At 61.5% G+C, this 22,749-nt stretch carries 22 protein-coding genes; 12 read left to right on the top strand and 10 right to left on the bottom strand.

The window, feature by feature from the left end; translation table 11 throughout:
* Window positions 1-64: 64 nt before the first annotated feature.
* From ACSQ2W_RS03550 to ACSQ2W_RS03535, 4 genes are all read right to left on the bottom strand, one after another.
* Window positions 65-802 (bottom strand): 16S rRNA (uracil(1498)-N(3))-methyltransferase, encoded by a 738-nt coding sequence (locus ACSQ2W_RS03550; protein WP_436085014.1) that lies wholly within the window; start codon window positions 800-802, stop codon window positions 65-67.
* 9 nt (window positions 803-811) lie between these two features.
* On the bottom strand, window positions 812-2,317 hold the full coding sequence (locus ACSQ2W_RS03545) for an inorganic phosphate transporter (RefSeq protein ID WP_436085013.1): 1,506 nt from the start codon (window positions 2,315-2,317) through the stop codon (window positions 812-814).
* A 92-nt stretch (window positions 2,318-2,409) separates the two neighbouring features.
* A complete protein-coding gene (locus tag ACSQ2W_RS03540; protein ID WP_436085012.1) occupies window positions 2,410-2,916 on the bottom strand; it encodes an NUDIX hydrolase in 507 nt (168 codons plus the stop codon).
* 294 nt (window positions 2,917-3,210) lie between these two features.
* Complete coding sequence (locus ACSQ2W_RS03535; RefSeq protein ID WP_436085011.1) at window positions 3,211-4,008, bottom strand: FadR/GntR family transcriptional regulator; 798 nt, start codon at window positions 4,006-4,008, stop codon at window positions 3,211-3,213.
* 178 nt (window positions 4,009-4,186) lie between these two features.
* On the opposite strand from ACSQ2W_RS03535, the gene ACSQ2W_RS03530 reads away from it, so the two are divergent.
* Together ACSQ2W_RS03530 and ACSQ2W_RS03525 are read left to right on the top strand one after the other, a co-directional pair.
* Entirely contained in the window at window positions 4,187-5,470 is a 1,284-nt protein-coding gene (locus ACSQ2W_RS03530) for a DUF3422 family protein (RefSeq protein WP_436085010.1), read from the top strand.
* A gap of 40 nt (window positions 5,471-5,510) precedes the next feature.
* Window positions 5,511-6,941: a DUF6880 family protein gene (locus ACSQ2W_RS03525; RefSeq protein WP_436085009.1), complete on the top strand. Its 1,431-nt coding sequence runs from the start codon at window positions 5,511-5,513 to the stop codon at window positions 6,939-6,941.
* Here ACSQ2W_RS03525 and ACSQ2W_RS03520 read toward each other — a convergent pair.
* The gene (locus ACSQ2W_RS03520; protein WP_436085008.1) at window positions 6,926-7,819 is read right to left on the bottom strand and encodes a LysR family transcriptional regulator; all 894 of its coding nucleotides are present in this window, start codon (window positions 7,817-7,819) and stop codon (window positions 6,926-6,928) included. The genes ACSQ2W_RS03525 and ACSQ2W_RS03520 overlap by 16 nt on opposite strands.
* A 115-nt stretch (window positions 7,820-7,934) precedes the next feature.
* On the opposite strand from ACSQ2W_RS03520, the gene ACSQ2W_RS03515 reads away from it, so the two are divergent.
* The 3 genes from ACSQ2W_RS03515 to glcF all read left to right on the top strand — a co-directional run bounded on the left by ACSQ2W_RS03515 (window position 7,935) and on the right by glcF (window position 12,086).
* Complete coding sequence (locus ACSQ2W_RS03515) at window positions 7,935-9,374, top strand: FAD-binding oxidoreductase (protein ID WP_436085007.1); 1,440 nt, start codon at window positions 7,935-7,937, stop codon at window positions 9,372-9,374.
* Window positions 9,371-10,576, top strand: a complete 1,206-nt coding sequence (locus ACSQ2W_RS03510; protein WP_436085006.1) for an FAD-binding protein — start codon at window positions 9,371-9,373, stop codon at window positions 10,574-10,576. The genes ACSQ2W_RS03515 and ACSQ2W_RS03510 overlap by 4 nt, the downstream gene beginning before the upstream one ends.
* Before the next feature lie 202 nt (window positions 10,577-10,778).
* The gene (gene glcF, locus ACSQ2W_RS03505; RefSeq protein ID WP_436085005.1) at window positions 10,779-12,086 is read left to right on the top strand and encodes a glycolate oxidase subunit GlcF; all 1,308 of its coding nucleotides are present in this window, start codon (window positions 10,779-10,781) and stop codon (window positions 12,084-12,086) included.
* A gap of 113 nt (window positions 12,087-12,199) precedes the next feature.
* Here the strand turns inward: glcF and ACSQ2W_RS03500 are convergent, their stop codons facing one another.
* Window positions 12,200-12,886, bottom strand: coding sequence for a L,D-transpeptidase (locus tag ACSQ2W_RS03500; RefSeq protein ID WP_436085004.1), 687 nt, complete (start codon window positions 12,884-12,886; stop codon window positions 12,200-12,202).
* A gap of 168 nt (window positions 12,887-13,054) precedes the next feature.
* Window positions 13,055-13,819, bottom strand: coding sequence for a L,D-transpeptidase (locus tag ACSQ2W_RS03495; protein WP_436085003.1), 765 nt, complete (start codon window positions 13,817-13,819; stop codon window positions 13,055-13,057).
* 250 nt (window positions 13,820-14,069) lie between these two features.
* Here ACSQ2W_RS03495 and ACSQ2W_RS03490 point away from each other — a divergent pair, with 250 nt between their 5' ends.
* On the top strand, window positions 14,070-14,699 hold the full coding sequence (locus ACSQ2W_RS03490; protein ID WP_436085002.1) for a DNA-3-methyladenine glycosylase I: 630 nt from the start codon (window positions 14,070-14,072) through the stop codon (window positions 14,697-14,699).
* Between the two features lie 20 nt (window positions 14,700-14,719).
* Here ACSQ2W_RS03490 and ACSQ2W_RS03485 read toward each other — a convergent pair whose 3' ends face one another.
* Together ACSQ2W_RS03485 and ACSQ2W_RS03480 are read right to left on the bottom strand one after the other, a co-directional pair.
* Window positions 14,720-14,914 carry a hypothetical protein gene (locus ACSQ2W_RS03485; protein WP_436085001.1) on the bottom strand — a complete coding sequence of 65 codons (195 nt, stop codon included), beginning with the start codon at window positions 14,912-14,914 and terminating at the stop codon, window positions 14,720-14,722.
* 80 nt (window positions 14,915-14,994) lie between these two features.
* Window positions 14,995-15,411, bottom strand: a complete 417-nt coding sequence (locus ACSQ2W_RS03480) for a hypothetical protein (RefSeq protein ID WP_436085000.1) — start codon at window positions 15,409-15,411, stop codon at window positions 14,995-14,997.
* A 283-nt stretch (window positions 15,412-15,694) separates the two neighbouring features.
* On the opposite strand from ACSQ2W_RS03480, the gene ACSQ2W_RS03475 reads away from it, so the two are divergent.
* The 6 genes from ACSQ2W_RS03475 (at window position 15,695) to ACSQ2W_RS03450 (ending at window position 22,196) form a co-directional block, all read left to right on the top strand.
* The gene (locus ACSQ2W_RS03475) at window positions 15,695-16,324 is read left to right on the top strand and encodes a helix-turn-helix domain-containing protein (RefSeq protein ID WP_436084999.1); all 630 of its coding nucleotides are present in this window, start codon (window positions 15,695-15,697) and stop codon (window positions 16,322-16,324) included.
* 154 nt (window positions 16,325-16,478) lie between these two features.
* A complete protein-coding gene (gene hisS / locus ACSQ2W_RS03470; RefSeq protein WP_436084998.1) occupies window positions 16,479-18,041 on the top strand; it encodes a histidine--tRNA ligase in 1,563 nt (520 codons plus the stop codon).
* A gap of 190 nt (window positions 18,042-18,231) precedes the next feature.
* Window positions 18,232-19,371: an ATP phosphoribosyltransferase regulatory subunit gene (locus ACSQ2W_RS03465; RefSeq protein ID WP_436084997.1), complete on the top strand. Its 1,140-nt coding sequence runs from the start codon at window positions 18,232-18,234 to the stop codon at window positions 19,369-19,371.
* Window positions 19,368-20,066 (top strand): ATP phosphoribosyltransferase, encoded by a 699-nt coding sequence (hisG, locus tag ACSQ2W_RS03460; RefSeq protein ID WP_436084996.1) that lies wholly within the window; start codon window positions 19,368-19,370, stop codon window positions 20,064-20,066. Before ACSQ2W_RS03465 ends, hisG begins: the two co-directional genes overlap by 4 nt.
* Window positions 20,067-20,176: 110 nt before the next feature.
* Complete coding sequence (locus ACSQ2W_RS03455; protein ID WP_436084995.1) at window positions 20,177-20,884, top strand: glutathione binding-like protein; 708 nt, start codon at window positions 20,177-20,179, stop codon at window positions 20,882-20,884.
* Between the two features lie 94 nt (window positions 20,885-20,978).
* Window positions 20,979-22,196, top strand: a complete 1,218-nt coding sequence (locus tag ACSQ2W_RS03450) for an NAD(P)/FAD-dependent oxidoreductase (protein ID WP_436084994.1) — start codon at window positions 20,979-20,981, stop codon at window positions 22,194-22,196.
* A 12-nt stretch (window positions 22,197-22,208) separates the two neighbouring features.
* Here ACSQ2W_RS03450 and ACSQ2W_RS03445 read toward each other — a convergent pair whose 3' ends face one another.
* Window positions 22,209-22,658 (bottom strand): hypothetical protein, encoded by a 450-nt coding sequence (locus tag ACSQ2W_RS03445; RefSeq protein WP_436084993.1) that lies wholly within the window; start codon window positions 22,656-22,658, stop codon window positions 22,209-22,211.
* Window positions 22,659-22,749: the final 91 nt, after the last annotated feature.

Genomic DNA, 22,749 nt, shown 5'->3' with positions numbered 1-22,749 from the left:
GTGAAATTGTTTCAAGGCGGGTTCAAATTTTCAACACCTTATCGGCACTGAAATGACACGGCCGCTAGCGCCAATCGCCGATCGTCGCCTGAATAACGGCCATGGCTGCGACGGCGGCCGTATCGGCCCTGAGGATACGCGGTCCGAGCGGAATGGCGGTGACGAAATCGCGGCTGCGCAGCAAGGTGCGCTCCGCATCGGAGAAGCCGCCCTCGGGACCGATCAAAAGGGCCAGCTTGCGCTCTTTGACGCCGGCAAGAACCGGCAACGGATTTTGTCCCGCATCGCCCTCGTCGCAGAAGATGATGCGCCGGTCCTCGGGCCAGGTTCCCAGAACGTCGTCCAGCCTGCGCGGCTCCGCCACCTGTGGAATGCCGAGAACGCCGCATTGCTCGGAGGCCTCGATGACATTGGCCCGGACCCGGTCCATGTTGGTGATTTTGCCCTGCACATGCTGCGTCATCACCGGCTGCAACAGCCCCGCGCCCATTTCGACGGCCTTTTGCACGAGATAGTCGAGCCTGCCGACCTTCAGCGGCGCGAACAGGTAGTGAAGATCACAGGGAGCAGGCTGCGGCCGCGTCTGCTCGGTCGCCGTCAGGACGAGACGCTTCTTGCTCGGAAAGGAAAGCTCCGCCCGCCATTCGCCATCGCGGCCATTGAAGACGAGAACGGCATCGCCCTCTTGGAAACGCAACACGTTGACAAGGTAGTTGAACTGTTCCTTGCCGGTTTCGTAAACGGCGCCGGTGGAAAGTGGTGTGTCGATGAAGAGCCGCTGCATGCGGAAATTGGCGCGCATCGAAGATCCCTAGATGAACAGCGCCGCGAGGACGCAATAAACGGCCGCCGAAAGCAGAGCCGAAGCGGGGACGGTGATAATCCAGGCGGCAACGATCGTCATGAAATGCGATCGTCGCACCAGACGCCGCCGGTGCAACTCTTCAGGACTGTGTTCGATGTACCGCTCGAAGTCCGCCTGCCCGGTCTTGCGCCGAACGTAGTCCAGGCGCCGCTTCGAATTGCGGGTGTACCATTCGCGGAAGAAGCCGATGCCGAAGACCGCGCCGACGGCCGTATGAGTGGTGGAGACGGGCAATCCGAGCGTCGTTGCCAATAGGACGGTGACCGCCGTCGCCAGGGCAACGCAGAAGGCGCGCATCGGGTTGAGCTTGGTAATCTCCTCGCCGACCAAATGGATCAGCTTCGGCCCGAAGAGAAGCAATCCGCAGGAGATGCCGAACGCCCCGATCAGCATGACCCACAGCGGCACGTGCGTTGTATCAGGGACGACCATTCCGTTGACGTTTGCGACGATCCCCGAAAGCGGACCCACCGCGTTCGAAACGTCATTGGCGCCATGGGCAAAAGACAAAAGGGCTGCCGAAAGAATCAGCGGCATCTGGAACAACTTGCGCAGCGACTGGTTGCGATTGTCGAGCCCCTGGGCCTGGCGAACGACCCAGGGCCTGCAGGCAACGATGGTAGCCACCGCTACGCACAGGCCGGCGAGCGTGCCGTTCGCCAGGGAAACGTCGATGACCTTTTCCAATCCGATCAACGCAAAATAGGCGGCGAAGGCCCCGGTCATCAGGGCGATCAGGATGGGGGTCCAGAAAATAGCCGCCTCGACCTTGTCTTCGCGGTAGATGATGAAGGTCTTGATGAAGGCGAGAAGCAGCGCTGCGATGCCGCCGCCGAGGATGGGGGAAACCATCCAGCTTGCCGTTATCCCTGCAAGCGATACCCAGTGGACGGCGGAAAAGCCTGCAGCCGCGACACCGGATCCGAGTATGCTGCCGACGATCGAGTGGGTGGTTGAAATCGGGGCGCCCGACCAGGTCGCGATGTTGATCCAGACCGCGGCTGAAATCAGCGCCGCCATCATCACCCAGACGAAGGAAAGGCCCGTCGGCATTTGTGCTGCATCGACAATGCCCGCCTCGATGGTGGAGACGACGCGTCCGCCGGCAAACACGGCACCCGCAACTTCGAAGATGGCGGCGATGACGAGCGCCGTCGTCATGGTAATCGCTTTGGATCCGACCGCCGCGCCGACATTGTTGGTGACGTCGTTTGCGCCGATATTCATCGCCATGTAAGCAGCAACCGCAGCGGCGGCTATGATGATCAGGTAACCCGGCTGCTCGGACACATAGGCAGCGGCAAAAATCATGCTGACGATAAGGAAGAGAATGCCAAGGCCAACGCCTGCCCAAGGCTTCAGGACATGCTGCGTGACCTGTTCAGCGAGGGTTACCTTGTCCAGATACTCGTCGAGCGTCGGTTTTTCGAGGCGCGGGCGCGGCTTTGCCACCGTCTGTTCTCCAGTTCATGCAGCCGAGGCGCTAAAAGGCGCAGCGGGATCAGACGTAGCTTGCGTCAAGCTATCCATGTGATGTCGGGAGCTTATCGTGCCACGGCCTGCGGGGCCGGGTTCATGGTGGCAAGCAGACGCTGTTCAAACCTCAGAATGATATCCTTGAGCATTGGCTCGACGACGCGACTGGCGCCTTCTGCGAAGCTTACCCATTCTACCTTCCGCGTGCCCTTTTCCGGGAAGTTCTTCAGCATGTCCAGAACCACTAGCGGGTAAACCTGAACCATGCACTCGATTTTCAGGCCGTGATCCATGGCCTTGTCGTACATGTAGAAGCCGATGCGTTCCGCCCCGGCTTCGCCCCTGACGCCAGCTTCCTCATAGGCTTCGCGTGCGGCGGCTTCATGACACAGCTTGCCTTCCATCGGCCATCCTTTGGGAATGACCCAGCGGCCGGTGTCGCGGCTGGTGATAAGCAGCATTTCAGGCACCGCGCTCTTCTTCTTGAATCGATAGCACAGTGCGGCACATTGCATTCTCACCGGACGGCGGAACATCAGGCGGACGTCTGCGGCTATGCGATTCAGAATGTTCAACGTCGGGGCATCCTTTCAAAACAAGAGAATCAATCTATCTGCAATATCGCTTGATTATGCTCGCATTATGCGGCCTGTAAACGCACAGATTTTATCAAACACATATAGTATTCGCGGCGCCCTGAAGAAGAGGGCGGAGGCGCAGAAGACGGGCAATTTAGTAGGATTGCACTGCAAAAAAAATGTGCCGTTCGCGCCCTTTTGGAGCTTGTTTGCGGCATTGGCGCCATGCGTACAGAATTTTGTTCAGCGGCCGGACGGATCGGGGGCACGGCTGGTCAGATGTCCGCCGGGTTAGGCGCTTGTTGTCTGGCCGCCCCGCTGTTGCAGCCTCAGTTGCGAAATGCGGGCCCATTCTCCCGTTCGTTCCGCCTCTCGGGTTGCGGTGATGATGAAATCGATATGGGCCTGCGCCGCCTCCCGCGCTGCCTGCGCATCACCAGCCATGATGGCCTGGTAGATGGCTTCGTGCTGGGCGAGCAGCTTGTCACCCGCGCCGGGCGCGGCAAACAGCATCTCGCGGCTGAAGAAGATGCCGCCGCTCAAGAGCCGGTAGCAGGCCCGCAGCGTATGCAGCAGGATGATATTGTGCGCACATTCGCCGATGGCGCTGTGCAGTTCGACATCGGTCTTCAGCCCGCCTTCCGCCGAACCTGCGAGATGCGCGGCGCGCATCTCTTCCATGATGCGCGTCAACATCTCCTTGTCGAAGCGGGTGGCACGCCGGGCGGCAAACTCGGCCGTCATGCCCTCCAGTTCGCGGCGATATTCGAGATAGTCCTGCGTCGCCTTCTGGTGCCGCGCGATCAGTTCGATCACCGGCTTGGAAAAAATCTGGCCGATGACATCGGCCACGAAGGTGCCGCCGCCGTGATGGCTGATCAGCAGTCCGCGTGCTTCCAGTTCCTTCAGCGCCTCGCGTAAAATGGGCCGGGAAACGTCGAACCGGCGCGACAACTCCCTTTCGCTTGGCAGCCGCTCGTTGTCGCGCAACACGCCTTCGAGGATCAGGAGCTCGATCTGCTGGATGATTTCGGCGGATGTCCGGCTGTGAGGGATGGGGGCATAGGCATCAATGGTGTCGTCAGTCACGGCGGGCTTTCTCCTTGGCGCCAATCTAGTCATCTGCGCCAAAGTGGTCAATTTCTTTAGCCACTTTGTGGAATGCTGTTGGCAAACAAAGTTGTAACTGCGTCAAAGCGTCCTTTCCCTTTTGCTCGACCTGTTGATAAGAGGGTTCTGATTGACGCGTGAGAGGGGAAAACGCCTCATGGGCAAGGGTAGTTTTGCATTTCCGTCGGCACCGGCCCGCGCGCAGGCGCTGGGCGAGATCCATTCGCGTCCCTATGCGCTGGTGACATCGCCTCGCGTCATCTTCCAGCTCGCCTTCATGACGGACGGCGGCTCTTCCGTCGATCATGCCGTCCTGTCCGAACTGTCGCGCGCCCGCGGCGTCTCGCCGCCGAGTCGCGAAGCCAACCATCATGCCGTGTCCTGGGGGCAGGGCACGTTGCGCTGGGAGCGGCATACCGAATTCTCGACCTATTTCTGGGACGGCGTCATTCCCGACCGTTTCGGCGGCGAGGTGACCACCCATCCTTTCGGCGATGGTTTTTCCCCACCGGGAAGCCTGATTTCCGGCATCCGCCTCGAAATCCGGCCGGATACGGAAGAGACCCGCGCGGCAATGAGCGCGTTTGATCCCACCAGCCTCTGTTACAGCGACGTCAAGAACGGTCAGGCCGTGGTGCTCACCGATTTCCGCCAGAATGGTGACGGCCTGACGCAGATTCTCGTCATCGACCGGGGCATGACGGAGGCGGGAACGGGCGCGCTGGTGCAGCGGCTGCTTGACATCGAGACTTACCGGACGCTCGCCATGCTCGGCCTGCCTTTGGCGCAATCGCTGTCGCCGGATATCCGCCGCATCGAGGACGGCCTGACCGGCGTCACCCAGAAGATGCGCGGCAGCGTCCGGGAAAAGGCCGACGAAATGCTGGCCGAGATCACGCTGCTGGCGGCCGAACTGGAGGCGGGCGCCGCCCTCAGCCTCTACCGGTTCGGCGCCAGCCGTGCCTATTACGGCATCGTCCAGGAGCGCATCCGCTCGCTGACCGAAACCGGCGTGCCGGGTTACGAAACCCTCGGCACCTTCCTCGAAAGGCGACTGGCGCCTGCCATGCGCACCTGTCAGTCGGTCGAAGAACGTCAGGCAAACCTGTCGCGCAAGCTGACGCGTGCCACCGCTCTGCTCAGAAGCTGGGTCGATGTCGAACTCGAACGGCAAAACGGCGTTTTGCTCAACTCCATGGATCGGCGCGCCAAGCTGCAACTGCGCCTGCAGCAGACCGTCGAAGGCCTGTCTGTCGCCGCCATTTCCTATTATGTCGTCGGCCTGTTCGGCTACCTCGCCAAAGCCCTGGAAAGCGAGGGCCTGCCGGTGAAATCCAGCGTGCTCACCGGTCTCTTCGTCCCCGTCGCCGTGATCTCCATGTGGCTCGTCGTCCGCTCGATCCGCAAGCACCATGCAGACGAGGACCGTGAAAGCCTTTAAGTCTAAGCCATATTGAAGAAGATTCGGTCGGTTCAGAACCATGGCGAAAGCGGCAAAGAAGGCGAAGCTGGACCAGGATGGGCTGACTGTGCTCGGCCTTGAAAGGCTCGTGCAGATCGCGCTGGATGAAGCGGCGCTCAATCCGTCCTTCAAGAAGCGGTTGAATGCGGCGCTGGCCGGCATCGGCGGCGCCGCGGGCGTCGCGAAATTGATCGACAGCCGTTTGGCCATGCTGGAAAAAGCCCGCTCGCGCATCCGCTGGCAAAAGGAACGCGCCTTCGGCAACGATCTCGAAAGTATCTCCGCCAGCATCGTCAAGGAGTTCGGCGCAGTGGACCCCGGCATGGCGCTGGAGCGGTTGATCCGGTTCGTGCTCGGCTATGAGGGTATCGCCGAGCGCGTCAACGATTCCAGCGGACGCATCGCCGGAATTTACGGTCAGGCCTGCGAAGCTGCCGGGCGATTGACGCAGGCGGCGTCTGCCGAGCAGCAGGCGCAGATCCCCATGCTGATTACGCCGGCCCTCGGTGGGATGGACTATCACGGCTTCAGGACGTTGCTCGCGGTGCGGATTGCGGCCGTGCTGTCGCCGGGCGTGCTAAAGGCATGGGACGAAACGCTTGCCGCGACCATGAAGATACCGGTTGGAACGGCCTTTCTGCCCGCTTTCGTTTACGTGCGCCGCGCGATTGCCGATGCACGCGGTGATCTCGACACCCATGTGGCGATTGAGGAAGCCCTGCCGGAGGCGCTGCGCGAACCGACTGTCATTGCCGAACGGCTCTTTGCTGCCGGCCGCCATGCGGAAGCGTTGATCTGGGTTCGCAAGCACCGCAAGTCCCGGATTGGCTTTGCCCGCCGCGCCGATATCCTCAGCGGCGATCTCAAGCCGCTGCCGGACAAGGAACGGCTTGAGGCCGCCATTCTCGATGGTCTGAAGGATCGTCCGGCATCACAGGCACTGCGCTGGCAGGCCTTCGAACAGCGGCTCGATGTCGAGATGCTGCGCGAATACATTGCCAAGGCCGGTGATTTCGAGGAGTTCGAGGCTCTCGACAAGGCCTTCGCCTTCGTTGAACGCCATAGCAATCCCCACGCGGCGCTGCGGTTTTATCTGGCATGGCCAAGGCTCGATCTTGCTGCGCGCTATGTCGTCGCAAGAGCCGACGCCTGGGAGGGGGAATTCTATGAATTTCTTCTGCCTGCCGCCAAGGCTTTCGAAGAGGATCATCCGGCCGCGGCAACCGTTCTCTACAGGGCTCTGCTCGACCGCATCATCGGCCGAGGCCTGTCTCAGGCCTATGGGTACGGAGCAGACTATCTTGCAACGCTCTTCACGCTTGCCGCGCGCCCCGGTGGCAATGACGGATTGATATCACATGATGCCTATGTTGCCGCCTTGCGGAAGGAGCACGGTCGCAAATACGACTTCTGGGAGTTCGTCCCGCCGGACATTTACCGCTCCCAATAGGGTTGCGGCCCGTAAAGCCCGGCCAGATAGTCGATGAACAGGCGGACCTTGGCGGGCAGGAACTGGCGGCTTGGGTAGAGGGCGGAGACGAAGAGATTGCTGGAGCCTTCCCAGGCAGGCAAGACCTGCAGCAGCCTCCCCGACTTCAGGTCGCCGCCGATATCCCAGGTCGAGCGCAGGGCAATGCCGGCGCCGGAGAGCACCGCTTCGCGCACGACTTCCGACGAATTGGTGACTAGCCGGCCCTGCGGCTTGTAGCTCAGTGAACCCTGCCGGCTTTCCAGCTTCCAGGTGTCGTGGTTGTGCTGGCGCAGGCAGACATGCCGGCCGAGATCATCGACGGTTTCCGGTATGCCGTAGCGCTCGATATAGGCGGGCGAAGCGCACAGGATGCGCCGCACCGACACCAGTTTTCGTGCCACGAGACTGGAATCGTCGAGTTCGCCGATGCGGATCGCCAGATCGAAGCCTTCCGCGACGATGTCGGTGAATTCGTCGGACAGGACGATGTTGACGACAAGTTCGGTATGCATCTCGAAGCGGGTCAGATGCGGCGCGACATGCATGCGCCCGAAAGAGGTTGGCGCCGTGACGCGAAGCGTTCCTTGCGGCTGGCCGGAACGGCCGGAGGCGAAGGCTTCGGCGTCCTCGACACCGGCAAGAATGCCGAGCACGCGATCATAAAAGCCCTGTCCCGCTTCGGTCAGCGAGATCTGCCGCGTCGTCCGCTGCAGCAATCGCGTGCCGAGCCGGTCTTCCAGCCGCTTGATCCGCTTGGAGATGACGGCGGGTGAAAAGCCGAGCGCTCGGCCTGCGGCCGACATGCTGCCGGTCGAAACGACGCGGGTGAAGACTTCGAGATCGCCCAGATTTGTCATTAATCTTGACCATTGTTTCGAAAACGGAAAAACTGATTAACATTTGCTGCGTCGTGACGATAGTGGTAAAGAAAAAATACCAATTTTCGCGTGAAGTGCGGATCGGGAGGACGAAATGCCGGAGACGATCGCCTTTCTGGAGCCGAAGCAAAGCGTCCTTTCCCGCCGGGCAGCCATCATCGAAGACCTTGCGGACCTTTTGCCGCCCGGCTGTCTGATCAGTGAGACGCGCGGGCTGGTGCCGTTCGAAACGGATGCCTTCATTGCGTATCGCCGGGTGCCACTTGCTGTCGCCTTGCCCGAGACGACGGCGCAGGTGGCGGCCGTTCTGAAATATTGCAGCCGCTACGGCATTCCCGTCGTGCCGCGCGGGGCAGGCACGTCGCTGTCCGGCGGTGCGATTCCGCAGGCGGATGCGGTGGTGATCGGCCTGTCGAAGATGTCGCGTATTCTCGATATCGATTTCGCCAACCGCACGGCCACGGTTCAGGCCGGCGTGACAAACCTCAACATTTCCGAAGCCGTTTCGGCCGATGGTTTCTTCTACGCGCCGGACCCGAGCTCGCAGCTTGCCTGCACCATCGGCGGCAATATCGGCATGAATTCCGGCGGCGCCCATTGCCTGAAATACGGGGTGACGACCAACAACCTGCTCGGTGTCACGATGGTGCTGTTCGACGGCACGGTGATCGAACTCGGCGGCAAGGCGCTGGATGCGCCGGCTTACGATCTGCTCGGTCTCGTCTGCGGTTCGGAAGGCCAGCTCGGTATCGTGACGCAGGCGACAGTGCGGCTGATCGCCAAGCCGGAAGGCGCACGACCGGTTCTTTTCGGCTTCCCTTCCTCGGAAGAAGCCGGCTCCTGCGTCGCCGAAATCATCGGCTCCGGTATCATCCCGGTTGCCATGGAATTCATGGACAAGCCTGCCATCAGCATCTGCGAGGCCTTCGCACATGCAGGCTATCCGATGGATGTCGAGGCGCTGCTGATCATCGAGGTCGAGGGCTCGGAAGCCGAGATGGAGGCGATGCTTTCGAACATCATCGAAATCGCCCGCCGCCATGGCGTCTCGACGATCAAGGAGAGCCAGTCGGCAACAGAAGCGGCGCTGATCTGGAAGGGCCGTAAGTCGGCTTTCGGTGCCACCGGCCGCATCGCCGATTATATCTGCATGGACGGCACGGTGCCGCTCGGTCAGCTCTCCTATGTTCTGAAGAAGACCAGCGAGATCATCGACGGATACGGTCTGCGCGTCGCCAACGTCTTCCACGCCGGCGATGGCAACATGCATCCGCTTATTCTCTACAACATCAACGATCCGGAAGACGCCGCGCGCGCGGAAGCTGCGGGCAATGATATCCTCAAGCTCTGCGTCGATGCCGGCGGCTGCCTTACCGGCGAACATGGCGTTGGTATCGAAAAACGCGACCTGATGCGGCATCAGTTCAGCCAGGCCGACCTCGACCAGCAGATGGCCGCCCGCGCCGCCTTCGACCCGCAATGGATCATGAACCCGTCCAAGGTCTTTCCGCTCGAGGGGCGCCCTGCCGCATGATCCCGATATTCGAGCCGGAAACCGAAGCGGAGGCGGCCGGTATCGTCGCCACCATTGCCCGCAATGACCTGACGCTGAAGATAGAGGGCGGCGCGACGCGTGCGGGCCTCGGCAATCCGGTGGCTGCCGACCGGGTCCTCTCGACGCGAAAACTGTCGGGGGTCGTTTCGTATAATCCGGCCGAAATGACCATGACGGCAAAGGCCGGAACGCCCGTCGCCGAAATCGAGGCGGCGCTTCGTGAAAACCGTCAGATTCTCGCCTTCGAGCCACTCGATTATCGTGGCGTCATGGCGACCACGGGCGAGCCGACGATCGGCGGTGTCTTCGCCACCAACGCCTCCGGCCCACGCCGCCTCGTGGCGGGCGCGGCACGCGATCACCTGCTCGGCATCCGGTTCGCCAACGGGGCAGGGGAGGTCATCAAGTCCGGCGGCCGGGTGATGAAGAATGTCACCGGTCTCGATCTCGTCAAGCTGCTCTGCGGTTCGCACGGCACTTTGGGGCTGCTGACGGAAGTGACCTTCAAGGTTCTGCCATTACCGCCAGCCTCGGCGACGATCGTCCTGTCCGGGCTCGATGATGCTGAAGCAGCAGCGGTCATGGCACAGGCAATGGCCCTGCCGGTCGAGGTCTCAGGTGCTGCGCATCTGCCGGAAAGCGTGCGATCGCGTTTCCTCGGTGGCAGTCTCCCGGATGGCCCTGCAACGGCGTTGCGAATTGAAGGCCTGGACGCCTCTGTCACCGTCCGCCGCGAAAAGCTCGTTGCCGCCTTCGCATCGATCGCGCCCGTTGCTGTTCTCGATCATGATGCGACAACATCCCTCTGGCGGGAAGTCCGCGATGTCAAACCCTATGTCGACGGCACACAAAAGCCGCTCTGGCGTGTTTCCGTCGCTCCTTCCGCCGGACATCGACTGGTGGCCGCCCTCCGGCTGGAGGCGGGCGTCGATGCCTTCTACGATTGGCAGGGCGGCCTTGTCTGGCTGCGCATGGAGGCCGACGCCGAAGCCGATCTGCTGCGCCGTTACGTCAGGGGTCTGGGCGGCGGACATGCGACGCTGGTACGAGCGCCGGATATCATCCGCGCCGTGACGCCGGCGTTCGAACCGGAAGCTTCGTCCGTTGCCGCATTGTCGGCACGATTGAGGGAAAGGTTCGATCCGAAAGGTATTTTCAATCCGGGAAAGATGGGTATTTGAGTATGACGCGCGTTACCCTCCTCCACTGCGTGACATCTCCCCCACAAGGGGGGAGATCGTTTTTTTCCCAAGCGTCTTTCTGCCAATACGGAAAGTTTTGTTGGAGCGGGGATAGTGCCGCTTGCAATCTCCCCCCTTGTGGGGGAGATGCCCGACAGGGCAGAGGGGGGTATGCTTCCGCACACACGGAGCCTCACGCCTGATGCAAACCAACTTCACCCCAGCCCAGCTCTCCGATCCGCATGTCGCAGAATCCGAATCGATCCTGCGCAAATGCGTGCATTGCGGCTTCTGCACCGCCACCTGTCCGACCTATGTGACGCTCGGCAATGAGCTCGACAGCCCGCGCGGGCGCATCTATCTCATCAAGGACATGCTGGAAAACGGCCGGCCGGCGGATGAGGAAGTGGTCACCCACATCGACCGCTGCCTGTCCTGCCTTGCCTGCATGACCACCTGCCCCTCCGGCGTGGACTATATGCATCTGGTCGATCACGCCCGTATCCACATCGAGAACACCTACAAAAGGCCGCTCAAGGACCGGCTGGTTCGGGCCGCGCTTGCGGCGGTGCTCCCTCATCCCCAACGCTTCCGGCTGGCGCTCAGGGCTGCCCGGCTCGGCCGGCCGTTTGCGGGACTGATGAAACGGATGCCGCTCCTGAAGACATTCGGCGTCATGCTCGACCTGGCGCCACGTCTCCTTGCGCCACCGTCCAACGCAGCCCAACCGGGAACACGGGCCGCAGACGCAGAAAAGCGCGGCCGAGTCGCCATTCTCACCGGCTGCGCCCAACCGGTCCTGAGGCCGGAGATCAACGAGGCGACGATCCGGCTTCTGACGCGGCTCGGTGTCGAGGTCGTGGTGCCGGAAGGCGAGGGGTGTTGCGGGGCGCTCGTCCACCATATGGGCCGCGAGGAACAGGCGCTTGTCGCCGCTCGCCGTAACGTCGACGTCTGGATCAAGGCGGCCGACGAGGGCGGGCTTGATGCCATCGTCATCACCGCGTCCGGTTGCGGCACGACGATCAAGGACTACGGCCATATGCTGCGCCTCGATCCGGCCTATGCGGAAAAAGCCGCCCGCGTCTCGGCGCTGGCAAAGGACATCACAGAATACCTGGCAAGCCTTGATCTGTCGCGGCAGGAAGCGAGAAACGTGACCGTCGCTTACCACTCGGCCTGTTCGATGCAGCATGGCCAGAAGATCACCACGGCGCCGAAGCTGCTTTTGAAAAATGCCGGGTTCACGGTCCGCGACCCCGCTGAAGGCCATCTCTGTTGTGGTTCGGCCGGAACCTACAACATCCTGCAGCCGGAGATTTCGGCGACGCTGAAGGCGCGCAAGGTGAAGAATATCGAGGCAACCAAGGCCGATATCATCGCCACCGGCAATATCGGCTGCATCACCCAGATCGCTACCGGCACACAGATGCCGATCCTGCACACGGTGGAACTGCTCGACTGGGCCTATGGCGGTGAGCGGCCGACTGCGATTTCACCCTCCCCTTGAGGGGGAGGGTCGGCGCGCAGCGACGGGGTGGGGTGACTTTCGCGACAAGAAAGGGATCACCCCCCACCCGTGAATTTGTCGCGACCTCCCCACTCAAGGGGGAGATGGTGTCATCAGCCGCCGAAGATGGTGCGCAGGATATCCACGCCGCGATCGTCATAGGACACATCGCCCTGCTTGTTGCCGGGGCCGATGACGATGACCTTGGTGCCGATGTCGGCACGTTCGTAGAGATGTTCGACATCCTTGTTCATCATGCGGATGCAGCCGGAAGACATGTTCTGGCCGATCGTCCAGGGCTGGTTGGTGCCGTGGATGCGGAAACCGGAATCGCTCCTGCCCTTGTAGAGGTAGAGCGCCCGGGCGCCGAGCGGATTGTCGATGCCGCCTTCCTGAAAGGCCGGAAGGATGCGGCCCTTCTTGCGTTCGCGGATGACCATCTCCGGCGGCGGTGTCCAGCCCGGCCACTCCGCCTTGCGCTGCACCTTGACGACGCCCGACCAGCCGAAGCCCTCGCGGCCGACGCCGATGCCATAACGGGTCGCCCTGTTCGGGCCCTCAATATAATAGAGGTACTTGTTGTTGGTATCGACGATGATCGTACCCGGCGCCTCGTCGGTACTCAGCCGCACCTTGGTGCGCCAGAATTGCTTCGCCGGTTTTTTCTCCATCGCCACCAGCGTGACATCCGATGTGGACTTCACGGTTTCGGCCGGCATGAAAGCCGAAGCGCTCGACGCGCCAAATGTAACAGCGGCCGCAAAACCGATTGCGACCAATGTCTGCAAGGCATATTTCATCTACAGGATTCCCTCTCCAGCCCCAAGCTGCGAAACGCTATTCAATATTGCGTCTTACGCAAGTCTAACGGGTCTTGGATAGAGTAAATGTGACCGACAGGACTGTAACCCCGGGAACCCCTGTTGCTGAAAGGCCACGCTATGGCCCTTTAGCGGGCAAGCGGTGGCTTAGATCACAATGACCTTGGTGCCGATTTTCACGCGCTCGTAGAGATCGACCACGTCCTCGTTGCGCATGCGGATGCAGCCGGACGAGACGGCGAAGCCGATTGTCCAGGGGGCGTTGGTGCCGTGGATGCGGTAGAGCGTCGAGCCGAGATACATGGCGCGGGCGCCGAGCGGGTTGGCCGAGCCGCCCTCCATGCTGGCAGGCAGATAATGCCCCTTGGCCGCTTCGCGCGCGATCATTTCGGATGGGGGCGTCCAGACAGGCCATTCGGATTTACGGGTCACCTTGTGGACGCCGGCCCATTCGAAGCCCGGCTTGCCGACGCCGACGCCGTAACGCCGTGCTTGCCCATTGCCGGTAACGAGATAGAGGAAGCGGCTGTTCGTATCGATGACGATCGTGCCCGGTCTTTCCTTCGTTTCATAAGCGACCGCCTGTGGCAGGAATTGCGGGTCGAACTGGCGTTGCGCCGGCTTCTGTGCCCGCGTCATGGCCACCGGTTGCGCAACGGCAACGCCGGAGCGCTTGACGCGGCGCTGGAACAGATACTGTTTTCGGGTGGCGCGCTTAATCTGAGCGTCTACAGGGCGCTGCTGACGGTAGACGACGGGCTGGACGCTGCCGCCAAGCTGGGTGATCCAAGGGGCCGTCAGGTCCGGGCTGATGACGACCGGCGGTCGGTTCTGATAGCGGTCCTGCGCTTCCGCAAGGCTGGAAAATGCAACGAACAGGGACGTCGCAAGGATCATGGTTTTCTTCATCATCGGACGGTTACGCTACCTTTCGCCGGGACTGTCTCATAGCTCCGCCGTCCGCCGGCTAGGCGAAGGGCGGGATGGATATGAACGCCAAGAGGCTTGGCGGAATGGGGCGATGGTGGCACCCGGGGACGACCGAATGGTAAATGCCGGTTCATTAAAAGGCATTCGGCGGGCTAAAGCTTTGGGTAGGGTTATTGCCCGCTTTAGGACTATGGTTGGCAAATGGTAAAGCACGAAAAACAGGGAGAATTGAGTGACGGCAAAGGGAACCATCACCGGCGCGGACGGCCTCGTGCGCTGCGCCTGGCATGCCAATCTGGCGGACTACCAGCGCTACCACGACGAGGAATGGGGCAGGCCCATGGCCGACGACATCCGGCTGTTCGAGAAGATCTGCCTCGAAGGGTTCCAGTCCGGCCTGTCCTGGCTGACCATTCTGAGAAAGCGTGAAGCCTTCCGCGCCGCTTTCGCCGGCTTCGATTTCGAAGTGGTCGCCACCTTCGGCGATGCCGATGTCGAGCGCTGCCTTGCCGACCCCGGCATCGTCCGCCATCGCGGCAAGATCGTCTCGACGATCAACAATGCGAGGCGGGCGCAGGAATTGAAAGCCGAATTCGGCACGCTCGCCCGGTATTTCTGGAGCCACGAGCCGGGCACGAACGAGCGCCCGAAGGCAGTGACCTACGAGGAGATCGTCGCCAATCCGACGACGCCGACCTCGGTACAGATATCGAAGGACCTGAAAAAGCGCGGCTGGACCTTTGTCGGTCCGACGACGGTCTATGCCTTCATGCAGGCGATGGGACTGGTCAACGACCATATCGAGGGGTGTTATTGCCGAGCAAAGGTTGAGCAGTTGCGCGCGTCATTCGCGCGCCCATGAAAACGTGTCTCGCCCACGCTTCAGTAGGTTGGGGAGGCGGGCCGGTTGTTCTGGTAGAGAAGGCCAACGCCGAAGATCACCAGAAGGGCGCCGATCACCAGCCACTCCTTGTCGTCCGACATCGGGCTGCCAGTAAGGATATTGGACCCCTGCAACATCCACAGCCCGCCGAGCAATATGGCGAAGATGCCGGCGATATTCTTAAAGATCTTCATGACGTCCTCCCACGCACTGGTTGAAATTATGTGCTGGCGGGAGGGGTCGGTCAATGCGGCGCGTTTTCCTGAAAAGATGTTCAGCCGTCTGCCGGTGCGAAGGCGAAGATGCCCTGCATGCGACCGCCGGCCAGGGAAGCGCCCACGGTCGAAGTCCCGACGCAGAACACCGGCAGGGCGCCGCCATCCTCTTCCTGCAGCATCGTGCAGAAGCAGAAGGAGGACGCCGCAGCGGTGGCCTCTTCGAGGATGTTGAGCACCGTCTTGTGATGGTCCTCATGATAGCTGCGGATGATATCCAGCAATCCGCAGAGCCTGTCGCCAAGACAGTGCCGCGTTTTGGTTGTCTCCCCGACGGAAAATATGCCGGTCGAAAGGTCGCAATGCCATCTTTCGATAAGATAGTCCCGCCCCACCAGCGCCGCGACCCATTCTTCGTGGGCGCGGCTGTCGCCTGGCAGGATCGTGCCGAATCCCGGTTTCATCAACTGCAGCATGTCGTCTTCCGCTCCTTGCTCTCCCGCCGCACGGGCGGCTTTTGCAAAAACGAGACGGTTTTTGCCATCAAGGCGGTTGCGCCTACGAAATAGGGCTTTACCCGCCGGGAAAAAAGAATTGTTCTTGTGTTTCATCGTTCCGCTTCAGACTGCGGGAAACGCTCCCTATGGAATTGAAAATAGTGCACAAAAACCGCAACTTAAATGCCGTGGATTGATCATTTACTGACCTTTTGGTTTTGATTCTGTAAGTTACTCAATCCTGGATTTTGGAAAACACGGCATGTCGATGATTTTGGTGCAGGGTGAGCTGGTCACGCAGCTTCGGGACTACCGGCTGAAGGCGGGCCTCAGCCAGGGCGATATCGCCTGGAAGCTCGGCTTTTCCCTGCCGACGGTTTCGCGCTGGGAGCGCGGCATTTCAACGCCCGACCTGCGCGCCACCGGCGCGATCGTCGATTTCCTGCGCAGGGCCGACGTCTATGCCGGAAACGTGCTTTTGCGGTCGATCGTCAATGCGCGTGATAGCCGCAACCTCTGGGAAGGCGAGGATATCCGCTACCTCGCCGGTTCGCGGCAGGAATTTGCCGAAACGCCGCTGATGCGGGCGATGGTCGGCAAGAGCATCCGCCGCTACATGACCGGGCTCTACCACGATTTCATCGAAGATCGCGCCATCGTCGCGAGCCTCAAGGCGGGCGAACTTGCCAGTATCGATTTCTATGGCGGGGCCTCGATGTCGGTGACGACCATTCCGGACGGCTTCGTGCAGTTCAAGCGGTTGAGCTTCCAGTCCGAATTGAAGGGCGTCATCCGTGGCGATACCCATTCGATCCTCATCCCGCAGACCGAGGCGCCGATGGCCGAGGGCGCGGTAGTCCATAACTGGGATACGCTGTCGCGGCCGCTTTAATGCATGTCGCCCCAGCCAATGCGCGCCGGACGATGCTCTTGGAGCCGTTCGAAACCGCGCAGAGACTTGCCGCCTTGGCCTTGATCGGATAGGGAAAGCGCCAATTCCCCTGACCGATCAAAATGACCGATCGACGCTGAAAGTGCGGACCCCGATGAACGACAAAAAGAACAAGCCACAGAAGCTGAGAGCCCGCCTGCCGCGCGGCTTCGTCGATCGCTCCGCCGCCGATATCCGCGCCGTCGACGAGATGACCGGCAAGATCCGCGAAGTCTATGAGCGCTACGGCTTCGACCCGGTCGAGACGCCGCTGTTCGAATATACCGATGCGCTGGGAAAATTCCTGCCCGACGCCGACCGCCCGAATGAAGGCGTGTTTTCGCTGCAGGACGATGACGAGCAGTGGATGAGCCTGCGCTACGACCTGACCGCGCCGCTCGCCCGCCACGTCGCCGAAAATTTCAACGAGATCCAGCTCCCCTACCGCACCTACCGCGCCGGCTACGTCTTCCGCAACGAGAAGCCGGGCCCGGGCCGTTTCCGCCAGTTCATGCAGTTCGACGCCGACACGGTCGGCGCCGCCGGCGTCCAGGCCGATGCCGAAATGTGCATGATGATGGCCGACACGATGGAAGCGCTCGGCATCAAGCGCGGCGATTATGTGATCCGGGTGAACAACCGCAAGGTTCTGGATGGCGTACTGGAGGCGATTGGGCTGGGCGGCGATGAGAATGCCAATGCGCGGTTGGCGGTGCTTCGGGCCATCGACAAGCTTGACAAGTTTGGGCCGGAGGGCGTGAAACTGCTGCTCGGCCCCGGCCGCAAGGATGAGAGCGGTGATTTCACCAAGGGCGCGGGGTTGAATGAAGGCCAGATAGAAGCTCTCTTCTCTATGTTTGATTTTACCTTTGTTCTGAAAAAGCATGCAGACGGTAGCCAAACTTCCGAACTTGAAGGAGGGTTTCCAAAAGGCTTTCCTGATGTTTTGGCGGTCCATGTGCTTTCCGATGGGCTGCGGGAGCTGGCAACTATGCGAAGCCTTTTTGAAGCATCGGGTTATCATTCCGACCGCATCAAGATCGACCCGTCCGTCGTCCGCGGCCTCGAATACTACACCGGCCCTGTCTTCGAAGCCGAACTCCAGTTCGCCGTCACCAACGAAAAGGGCGAAAAGGTCGTCTTCGGCTCGGTCGGCGGCGGCGGGCGTTACGATGGCCTCGTCTCGCGCTTCATGGGCCAGCCGGTTCCGGCAACGGGCTTCTCGATTGGTGTCTCGCGCCTGATGACGGCGCTGAAGAACCTCGGCAAGCTCGGCATGGAAGAGGTGATCGCACCGGTCGTCGTATGCGTCATGGACCGCGACACGGAAAGCCTCGGCAAGTACCAGCAGTTCACGCAACAGCTACGCCACGCCGGTATCCGCGCCGAGATGTACCAGGGCAACAAGAAGAATTTCGGCGACCAGCTGAAATATGCCGATCGCCGCGGCTCGCCGCTCGCCATCATCCAGGGCGGCGACGAGCGCTCGCAAGGCGTGGTGCAGATCAAGGACCTGATCGAGGGCAAGCGCCTGTCGGGCGAGATCGAGGACAACGTCGCATGGCGCGAGGCCCGCGTCGCGCAGGTCTCGGTGCCGGAGGGCGACCTCGTCGCCAAGGTGCGCGAGATGCTGGCGGCGCAGGCGCAGGATCGGGCGCGGAACGGCAAGGACGCTTGAGGGTGAGGAGAGTTTACCCCCCTCTGTCAGCGGTGCTGACATCTCCCCCTCAAGGGGGGAGATCGTTCTTTTCCCTCACGTCGAGCGTCAGGGAGGCAAAGAGCCTGCGGCTGATCTCCCCCCTTGAGGGGGAGACGTCCCGGAGGGACAGAGGGGGGTATGCTCGCTCCGATCGAAAGGTTTGTTTCCTATGCCCCTGATCAACCTCCCAGCCTTTGCCGCCGATCTGCTCGCCGATTTCGAGCGGCTGGGGACGCTGCGCGTCGATACGCCGGTGATCCAGCCGGCCGAACCATTCCTCGACATGGCGGGCGAAGACCTGCGCCGCCGCATCTTCATGACCGAAAGCGAGACGGGAAAAAGCCTGTGCCTGCGCCCGGAATTCACCATTCCCGTCTGCCTGCGCCATATCGAGACCGCAACCGGCACGCCGCAGCGTTATTCCTATCTCGGCGAGATCTTTCGCCAGCGTCGGGAAGGCGCCAACGAATTTTATCAGGCTGGAATCGAGGACCTGGGCGAAACGGATGTGGCCGGCGCCGATGCCCGTGCTATCAGTGATGCCATCGAAATCCTTTCGGCACGGCTGCCGGGCCGCCGCCTCAAGGTGACGCTCGGCGACCAGTCGGTCTTCGAAGCCGTGGTCGCCGCCTGCGGTCTGCCCGCCGGCTGGCAGAAGCGCCTGATCCACGCCTTCGGCAATTCGGCGCAGATCGACGCACTGCTGACGCGGCTTTCGAGCCCGCAGCCGGTGACGGGCCTCAGCGCCGAGATCGAGGCGCTTTTGGCTTCTGGTGATGATGCGACGCTGATCGCCCATCTCGACGAGACCATGCAGGAAACCGGTTATTCCACCAATGCCAGCCGCAGCCCGAAGGAAATCGCAGCTAGGCTGAAGGAGAAGCGGGCGCTGGAAAAGACCGCGCTCGATGGCCGCACGCTTGGCCTCCTGCGCGAGTTCCTGTCGCTCAACGTACCACTCGCCGATGCGCCGGCGGCGCTGTTTGCCTTCGCAAAAAAATCCGGCCTGACGCTGGACGGCGCCCTGTCGCACTTTGACGCGCGGGTGGCGGCGCTCGGCAATGCCGGCGTCGATCCGGGACTTCTCACCTACCGCGCCGCCTTCGGACGTCCGCTCGATTATTATACCGGCCTCGTCTTCGAGGTCGTCATCGACGGTTCCTCGGCGGTGTTGGCCGGTGGCGGCCGTTTCGACCGGTTGATGACGCTGCTCGGCGCCAAGGCGCGCATCCCGGCCGTCGGCTTCGCGCTCTGGCTCGACCGGATCGAACAGGCGCTTGTGCAGCGACAAGGGGAGGCCACCCGATGACCATTACCATCGCTCTGCCCTCCAAGGGCCGGATGAAGGACGATGCCTCCGCCATCTTCGAAAAGGCGGGTTTGAAGATCGTCGCCGTCGGCAACGAGCGCTCCTATCGCGGCCGCGTCGAAGGTCTCGATGGCGTCGAGATCGCGTTCCTCTCGGCCTCCGAAATCTCCCGCGAGATCGGCAGCAGCTCGATCGATTTCGGCGTCACCGGCGAAGACCTGATCCGCGAGGAGCTTGCGGAGGCCGACGCCCGCGTCGAAATCTGCGCCCGTCTCGGTTTCGGCCATGCCGATGTCGTCGTCGCCGTTCCGGAAATCTGGCTCGATGTCGATACCATGGCCGATCTCGGCGACGTCGCCGCCGATTTCCGCGCCCGCCACGGGCGCCGGCTGGCGATCGCCACGAAATACTGGCGGCTGACGCAGCAGTTCTTTTCTGCCCAGCACGGCATCCAGCTCTACCGCATCGTCGAAAGCTTGGGCGCCACTGAAGGCGCGCCCGCCTCAGGCTCCGCCGATATCATCGTCGACATCACCACGACCGGCTCGACGCTCAAGGCCAATCACCTGAAAATCCTGTCGGACGGCATCATGCTTAAATCCGAGGCTTGCCTGGTGCGGGCGCGCAAGCCGGAGCATGAGAGTGATCCGCTGGTGACGAGGATCATCGATGCTATGCGCGGGGCACTCGGATAGGTCGGAAGGGCGTGTGGGCGCTGCAAAAACTGCAGCTGGTTGCACTCATCAGTCTAACATTTTGGACACGACTGTCCTATATGGGTAACTCCCACCTCAAGGAGTTCTCCATGGCCGATCTTTCTTCCTTCCCGATCACCGCCCGCTGGCCCGCCAAAAATCCCGATATCATTCAGCTCTATTCCCTGCCGACGCCGAACGGCGTGAAGATTTCCATCGCCTTGGAAGAACTTGGTCTGCCCTATGAGCCGCACCGCATCGATTTCGGCAACAATGACCAGAAGACGCCGGAGTTCGTTTCCCTCAATCCGAACGGTCGAATCCCGGCGATTATCGACCCCAATGGTCCGGACGGAAAGCCGATCGGCCTGTTCGAATCCGGCGCCATCCTCGTCTATCTGGCGGAAAAGACCGGCAAGCTGATCTCGGCCGATGCCGCCGGACGCTACGAGACGCTCTGCTGGGTGATGTTCCAGATGGGCGGCGTCGGGCCGATGTTGGGCCAGTTCGGCCATTTCTTCAAATTCGCCGCCGACAAGGTCGCCAACAATTCCTATCCGATGGAACGCTATCGCGACGAAGCCAAGCGCCTGCTCGGCGTTCTTGAGGGCCGGTTGACGGGCCGCCAGTGGCTGATGGGCGATGACTACACCATCGCCGATATCGCTACCTATCCCTGGATCGAGGGTGCCCGCAAATTCTATGGCGGCGCCGATGTGCTGGAATATTCGAGCTTCCCGAATGTGATGGCCTGGGTCGATCGCGGCCTTGCCCGCCCGGCCACGCAGAAGGGCATGGAAATCCCCGGGCGCGAATGACCGCGCTTGTCCATCCGTCCGCCTGAGTTGACGTGACTTGGGCGGACAGGCTACCTCTCGGGAAAATGAAGCTTTCTCGACGGGTGGAACAGACGTGGCAGGTAGACTTGTTGTTGCAGGCGGCGGTCAGGCGGCCTTTGCCCTGGTAGCCAAGCTTCGGGCGTTGAAGGACGAACGTCCGGTGACGATCGTCGCCGCGGAGGCCAGTCTTCCCTACCAGCGCCCGCCGCTGTCGAAAAAATATCTGCTGCGCGAAATGAACCTCGACCGGCTGCTGTACCGGCCGGAGAGCTGGTACCCCGAGCACAACGTCGATGTGCGTCTTTTGACGACCGTCACAGCCATCGACCGCGCCGCCAAGACCGTGATGCTCAGCGACGGCTCGAAACTCGATTATGATGTGCTGGCGCTTGCGACGGGCTCGACCCCGCGGAAGCTGCCCGCCAGCGTCGGTGGCGATCTCGAGGGGGTGTTCGTCTTGCGCGATTTCGCCGATGCCGACCGCCTGGCGGATGAATTGAAGCCCGACAGGCACGCCCTGATCATCGGCGGGGGCTATATCGGCCTGGAAGCCGCAGCCATCGCGCGTTCGAGTGGGCTCGATGTCACGGTTATCGAGATGGCGGATCGCATCCTGCAACGCGTCGCCTCGGCCGCGACCTCTCATCTGGTGCGTGATATCCACAAGACACGCGGCGTCGATATTCGCGAAGGCACCGGGCTTGTCCGGCTGACCGGCACGAATGGACACGTGACCGCCGCCCAATTGACCGATGGCTCGACCATTCCGGTCGATCTGGTGATCGTCGGTATCGGCGTGACGGCCAATGACGCGCTGGCCAACGACGCAGGTCTCGAGGTTGCCAATGGCATCGTCGTCGACCAATTCGGCCGCACTTCTGATCCCTCGATCCGCGCCATGGGCGACTGCGCCGTGCTGCCGTGGAAGGGGATGCGCATCCGGCTTGAATCGGTCCAGAACGCCGTCGATCAGGCGGAGGCGGTGGCTGCCCTGCTCGCCGGCGGCGAGGCACCCTATGATCCGAAACCCTGGTTCTGGTCCGATCAGTACGACGTCAAGCTGCAGATCGCCGGCTTCGGTCTCGGCCACGACGAAACGATCGTACGCAAGGGCCAGCGCGAGGGCAGCGTCTCCGTCTGGTATTTCATGCAGGGCAAGCTGATCGCGGTCGACGCGCTCAATGATGCGAAGGCCTATGTGACGGGCAAGAAACTGCTCGAGCAGGGGCTGACGCCGGACCGCTCCATCCTCGAAAATCCTGAAGCGGACTTGAAGTCGCTGCTGCCTTGAGCGGTCACCACCCTACGAATGGTGGCTGAAAATCCGTCCCTTTGTTTCCAGTTGGAAACGGGGAAAGAAGAAGACGCCGAGCATCGACCCGGAATAGCGCTGTGCCAGCCCGCTCGATTCACCAATGCAGAAAACCGGCTGCTTCTGGCCGGACTCCAGCATGATGGTGGTTGAGAAGCAGAAGGACGAGGACGTCGTTGCCGCCTGTTCAAAAAGCCGGAAGACATGATCGCGGTCGGTGCTGTCATAGCAGCGCACGAGATTGAGCAGGCCGCATTCGGGCTGACGCAGGCCGTGCATCGCCGTGGCGGTTTCACCGAGCCGAAACAGGCCGCTCGAGAGATTGCCGGCCCATTCGTCTGAAAAGCAGAACTGGTTCAGCAACTTCTGCCCGCTTTCGCCAAGGGCAAAGGAATCTGCGTCTGGAAATGAAGAAAGGCCCGTTGTTGCAATCTTAAACACGGGCGGCTCCAGAATATGCGCAACGTCCGAAATTCATTCGCTGCTCCCATCAAAGGTTTGAAAGAAACTATTTCCAATTTTTTAAAGTAAA

Origin of the sequence: Pararhizobium sp. LjRoot255 (assembly GCF_964252905.1) — a bacterium.
GTDB lineage: Bacteria > Pseudomonadota > Alphaproteobacteria > Rhizobiales > Rhizobiaceae > Pararhizobium.
This window is presented reverse-complemented; position numbering and strand designations above follow the sequence as displayed.

Excerpts from the sequence above, each read along its gene's own strand:
- ACSQ2W_RS03550 (WP_436085014.1), bottom strand. The coding sequence starts at position 802 with ATGCGCGCCAATTTCCGCATGCAGCGGCTCTTCATCGACACACCACTT.
- ACSQ2W_RS03530 (WP_436085010.1), top strand. The coding sequence starts at position 4,187 with ATGGGCAAGGGTAGTTTTGCATTTCCGTCGGCACCGGCCCGCGCGCAG.
- ACSQ2W_RS03525 (WP_436085009.1), top strand. The coding sequence starts at position 5,511 with ATGGCGAAAGCGGCAAAGAAGGCGAAGCTGGACCAGGATGGGCTGACT.
- ACSQ2W_RS03520 (WP_436085008.1), bottom strand. The coding sequence starts at position 7,819 with ATGACAAATCTGGGCGATCTCGAAGTCTTCACCCGCGTCGTTTCGACC.
- ACSQ2W_RS03515 (WP_436085007.1), top strand. The coding sequence starts at position 7,935 with ATGCCGGAGACGATCGCCTTTCTGGAGCCGAAGCAAAGCGTCCTTTCC.
- ACSQ2W_RS03510 (WP_436085006.1), top strand. The coding sequence starts at position 9,371 with ATGATCCCGATATTCGAGCCGGAAACCGAAGCGGAGGCGGCCGGTATC.
- glcF (WP_436085005.1), top strand. The coding sequence starts at position 10,779 with ATGCAAACCAACTTCACCCCAGCCCAGCTCTCCGATCCGCATGTCGCA.
- ACSQ2W_RS03500 (WP_436085004.1), bottom strand. The coding sequence starts at position 12,886 with ATGAAATATGCCTTGCAGACATTGGTCGCAATCGGTTTTGCGGCCGCT.
- ACSQ2W_RS03495 (WP_436085003.1), bottom strand. The coding sequence starts at position 13,819 with ATGATGAAGAAAACCATGATCCTTGCGACGTCCCTGTTCGTTGCATTT.
- ACSQ2W_RS03485 (WP_436085001.1), bottom strand. The coding sequence starts at position 14,914 with ATGAAGATCTTTAAGAATATCGCCGGCATCTTCGCCATATTGCTCGGC.
- ACSQ2W_RS03480 (WP_436085000.1), bottom strand. The coding sequence starts at position 15,411 with ATGCTGCAGTTGATGAAACCGGGATTCGGCACGATCCTGCCAGGCGAC.
- ACSQ2W_RS03475 (WP_436084999.1), top strand. The coding sequence starts at position 15,695 with ATGTCGATGATTTTGGTGCAGGGTGAGCTGGTCACGCAGCTTCGGGAC.
- hisS (WP_436084998.1), top strand. The coding sequence starts at position 16,479 with ATGAACGACAAAAAGAACAAGCCACAGAAGCTGAGAGCCCGCCTGCCG.
- ACSQ2W_RS03465 (WP_436084997.1), top strand. The coding sequence starts at position 18,232 with ATGCCCCTGATCAACCTCCCAGCCTTTGCCGCCGATCTGCTCGCCGAT.
- hisG (WP_436084996.1), top strand. The coding sequence starts at position 19,368 with ATGACCATTACCATCGCTCTGCCCTCCAAGGGCCGGATGAAGGACGAT.
- ACSQ2W_RS03455 (WP_436084995.1), top strand. The coding sequence starts at position 20,177 with ATGGCCGATCTTTCTTCCTTCCCGATCACCGCCCGCTGGCCCGCCAAA.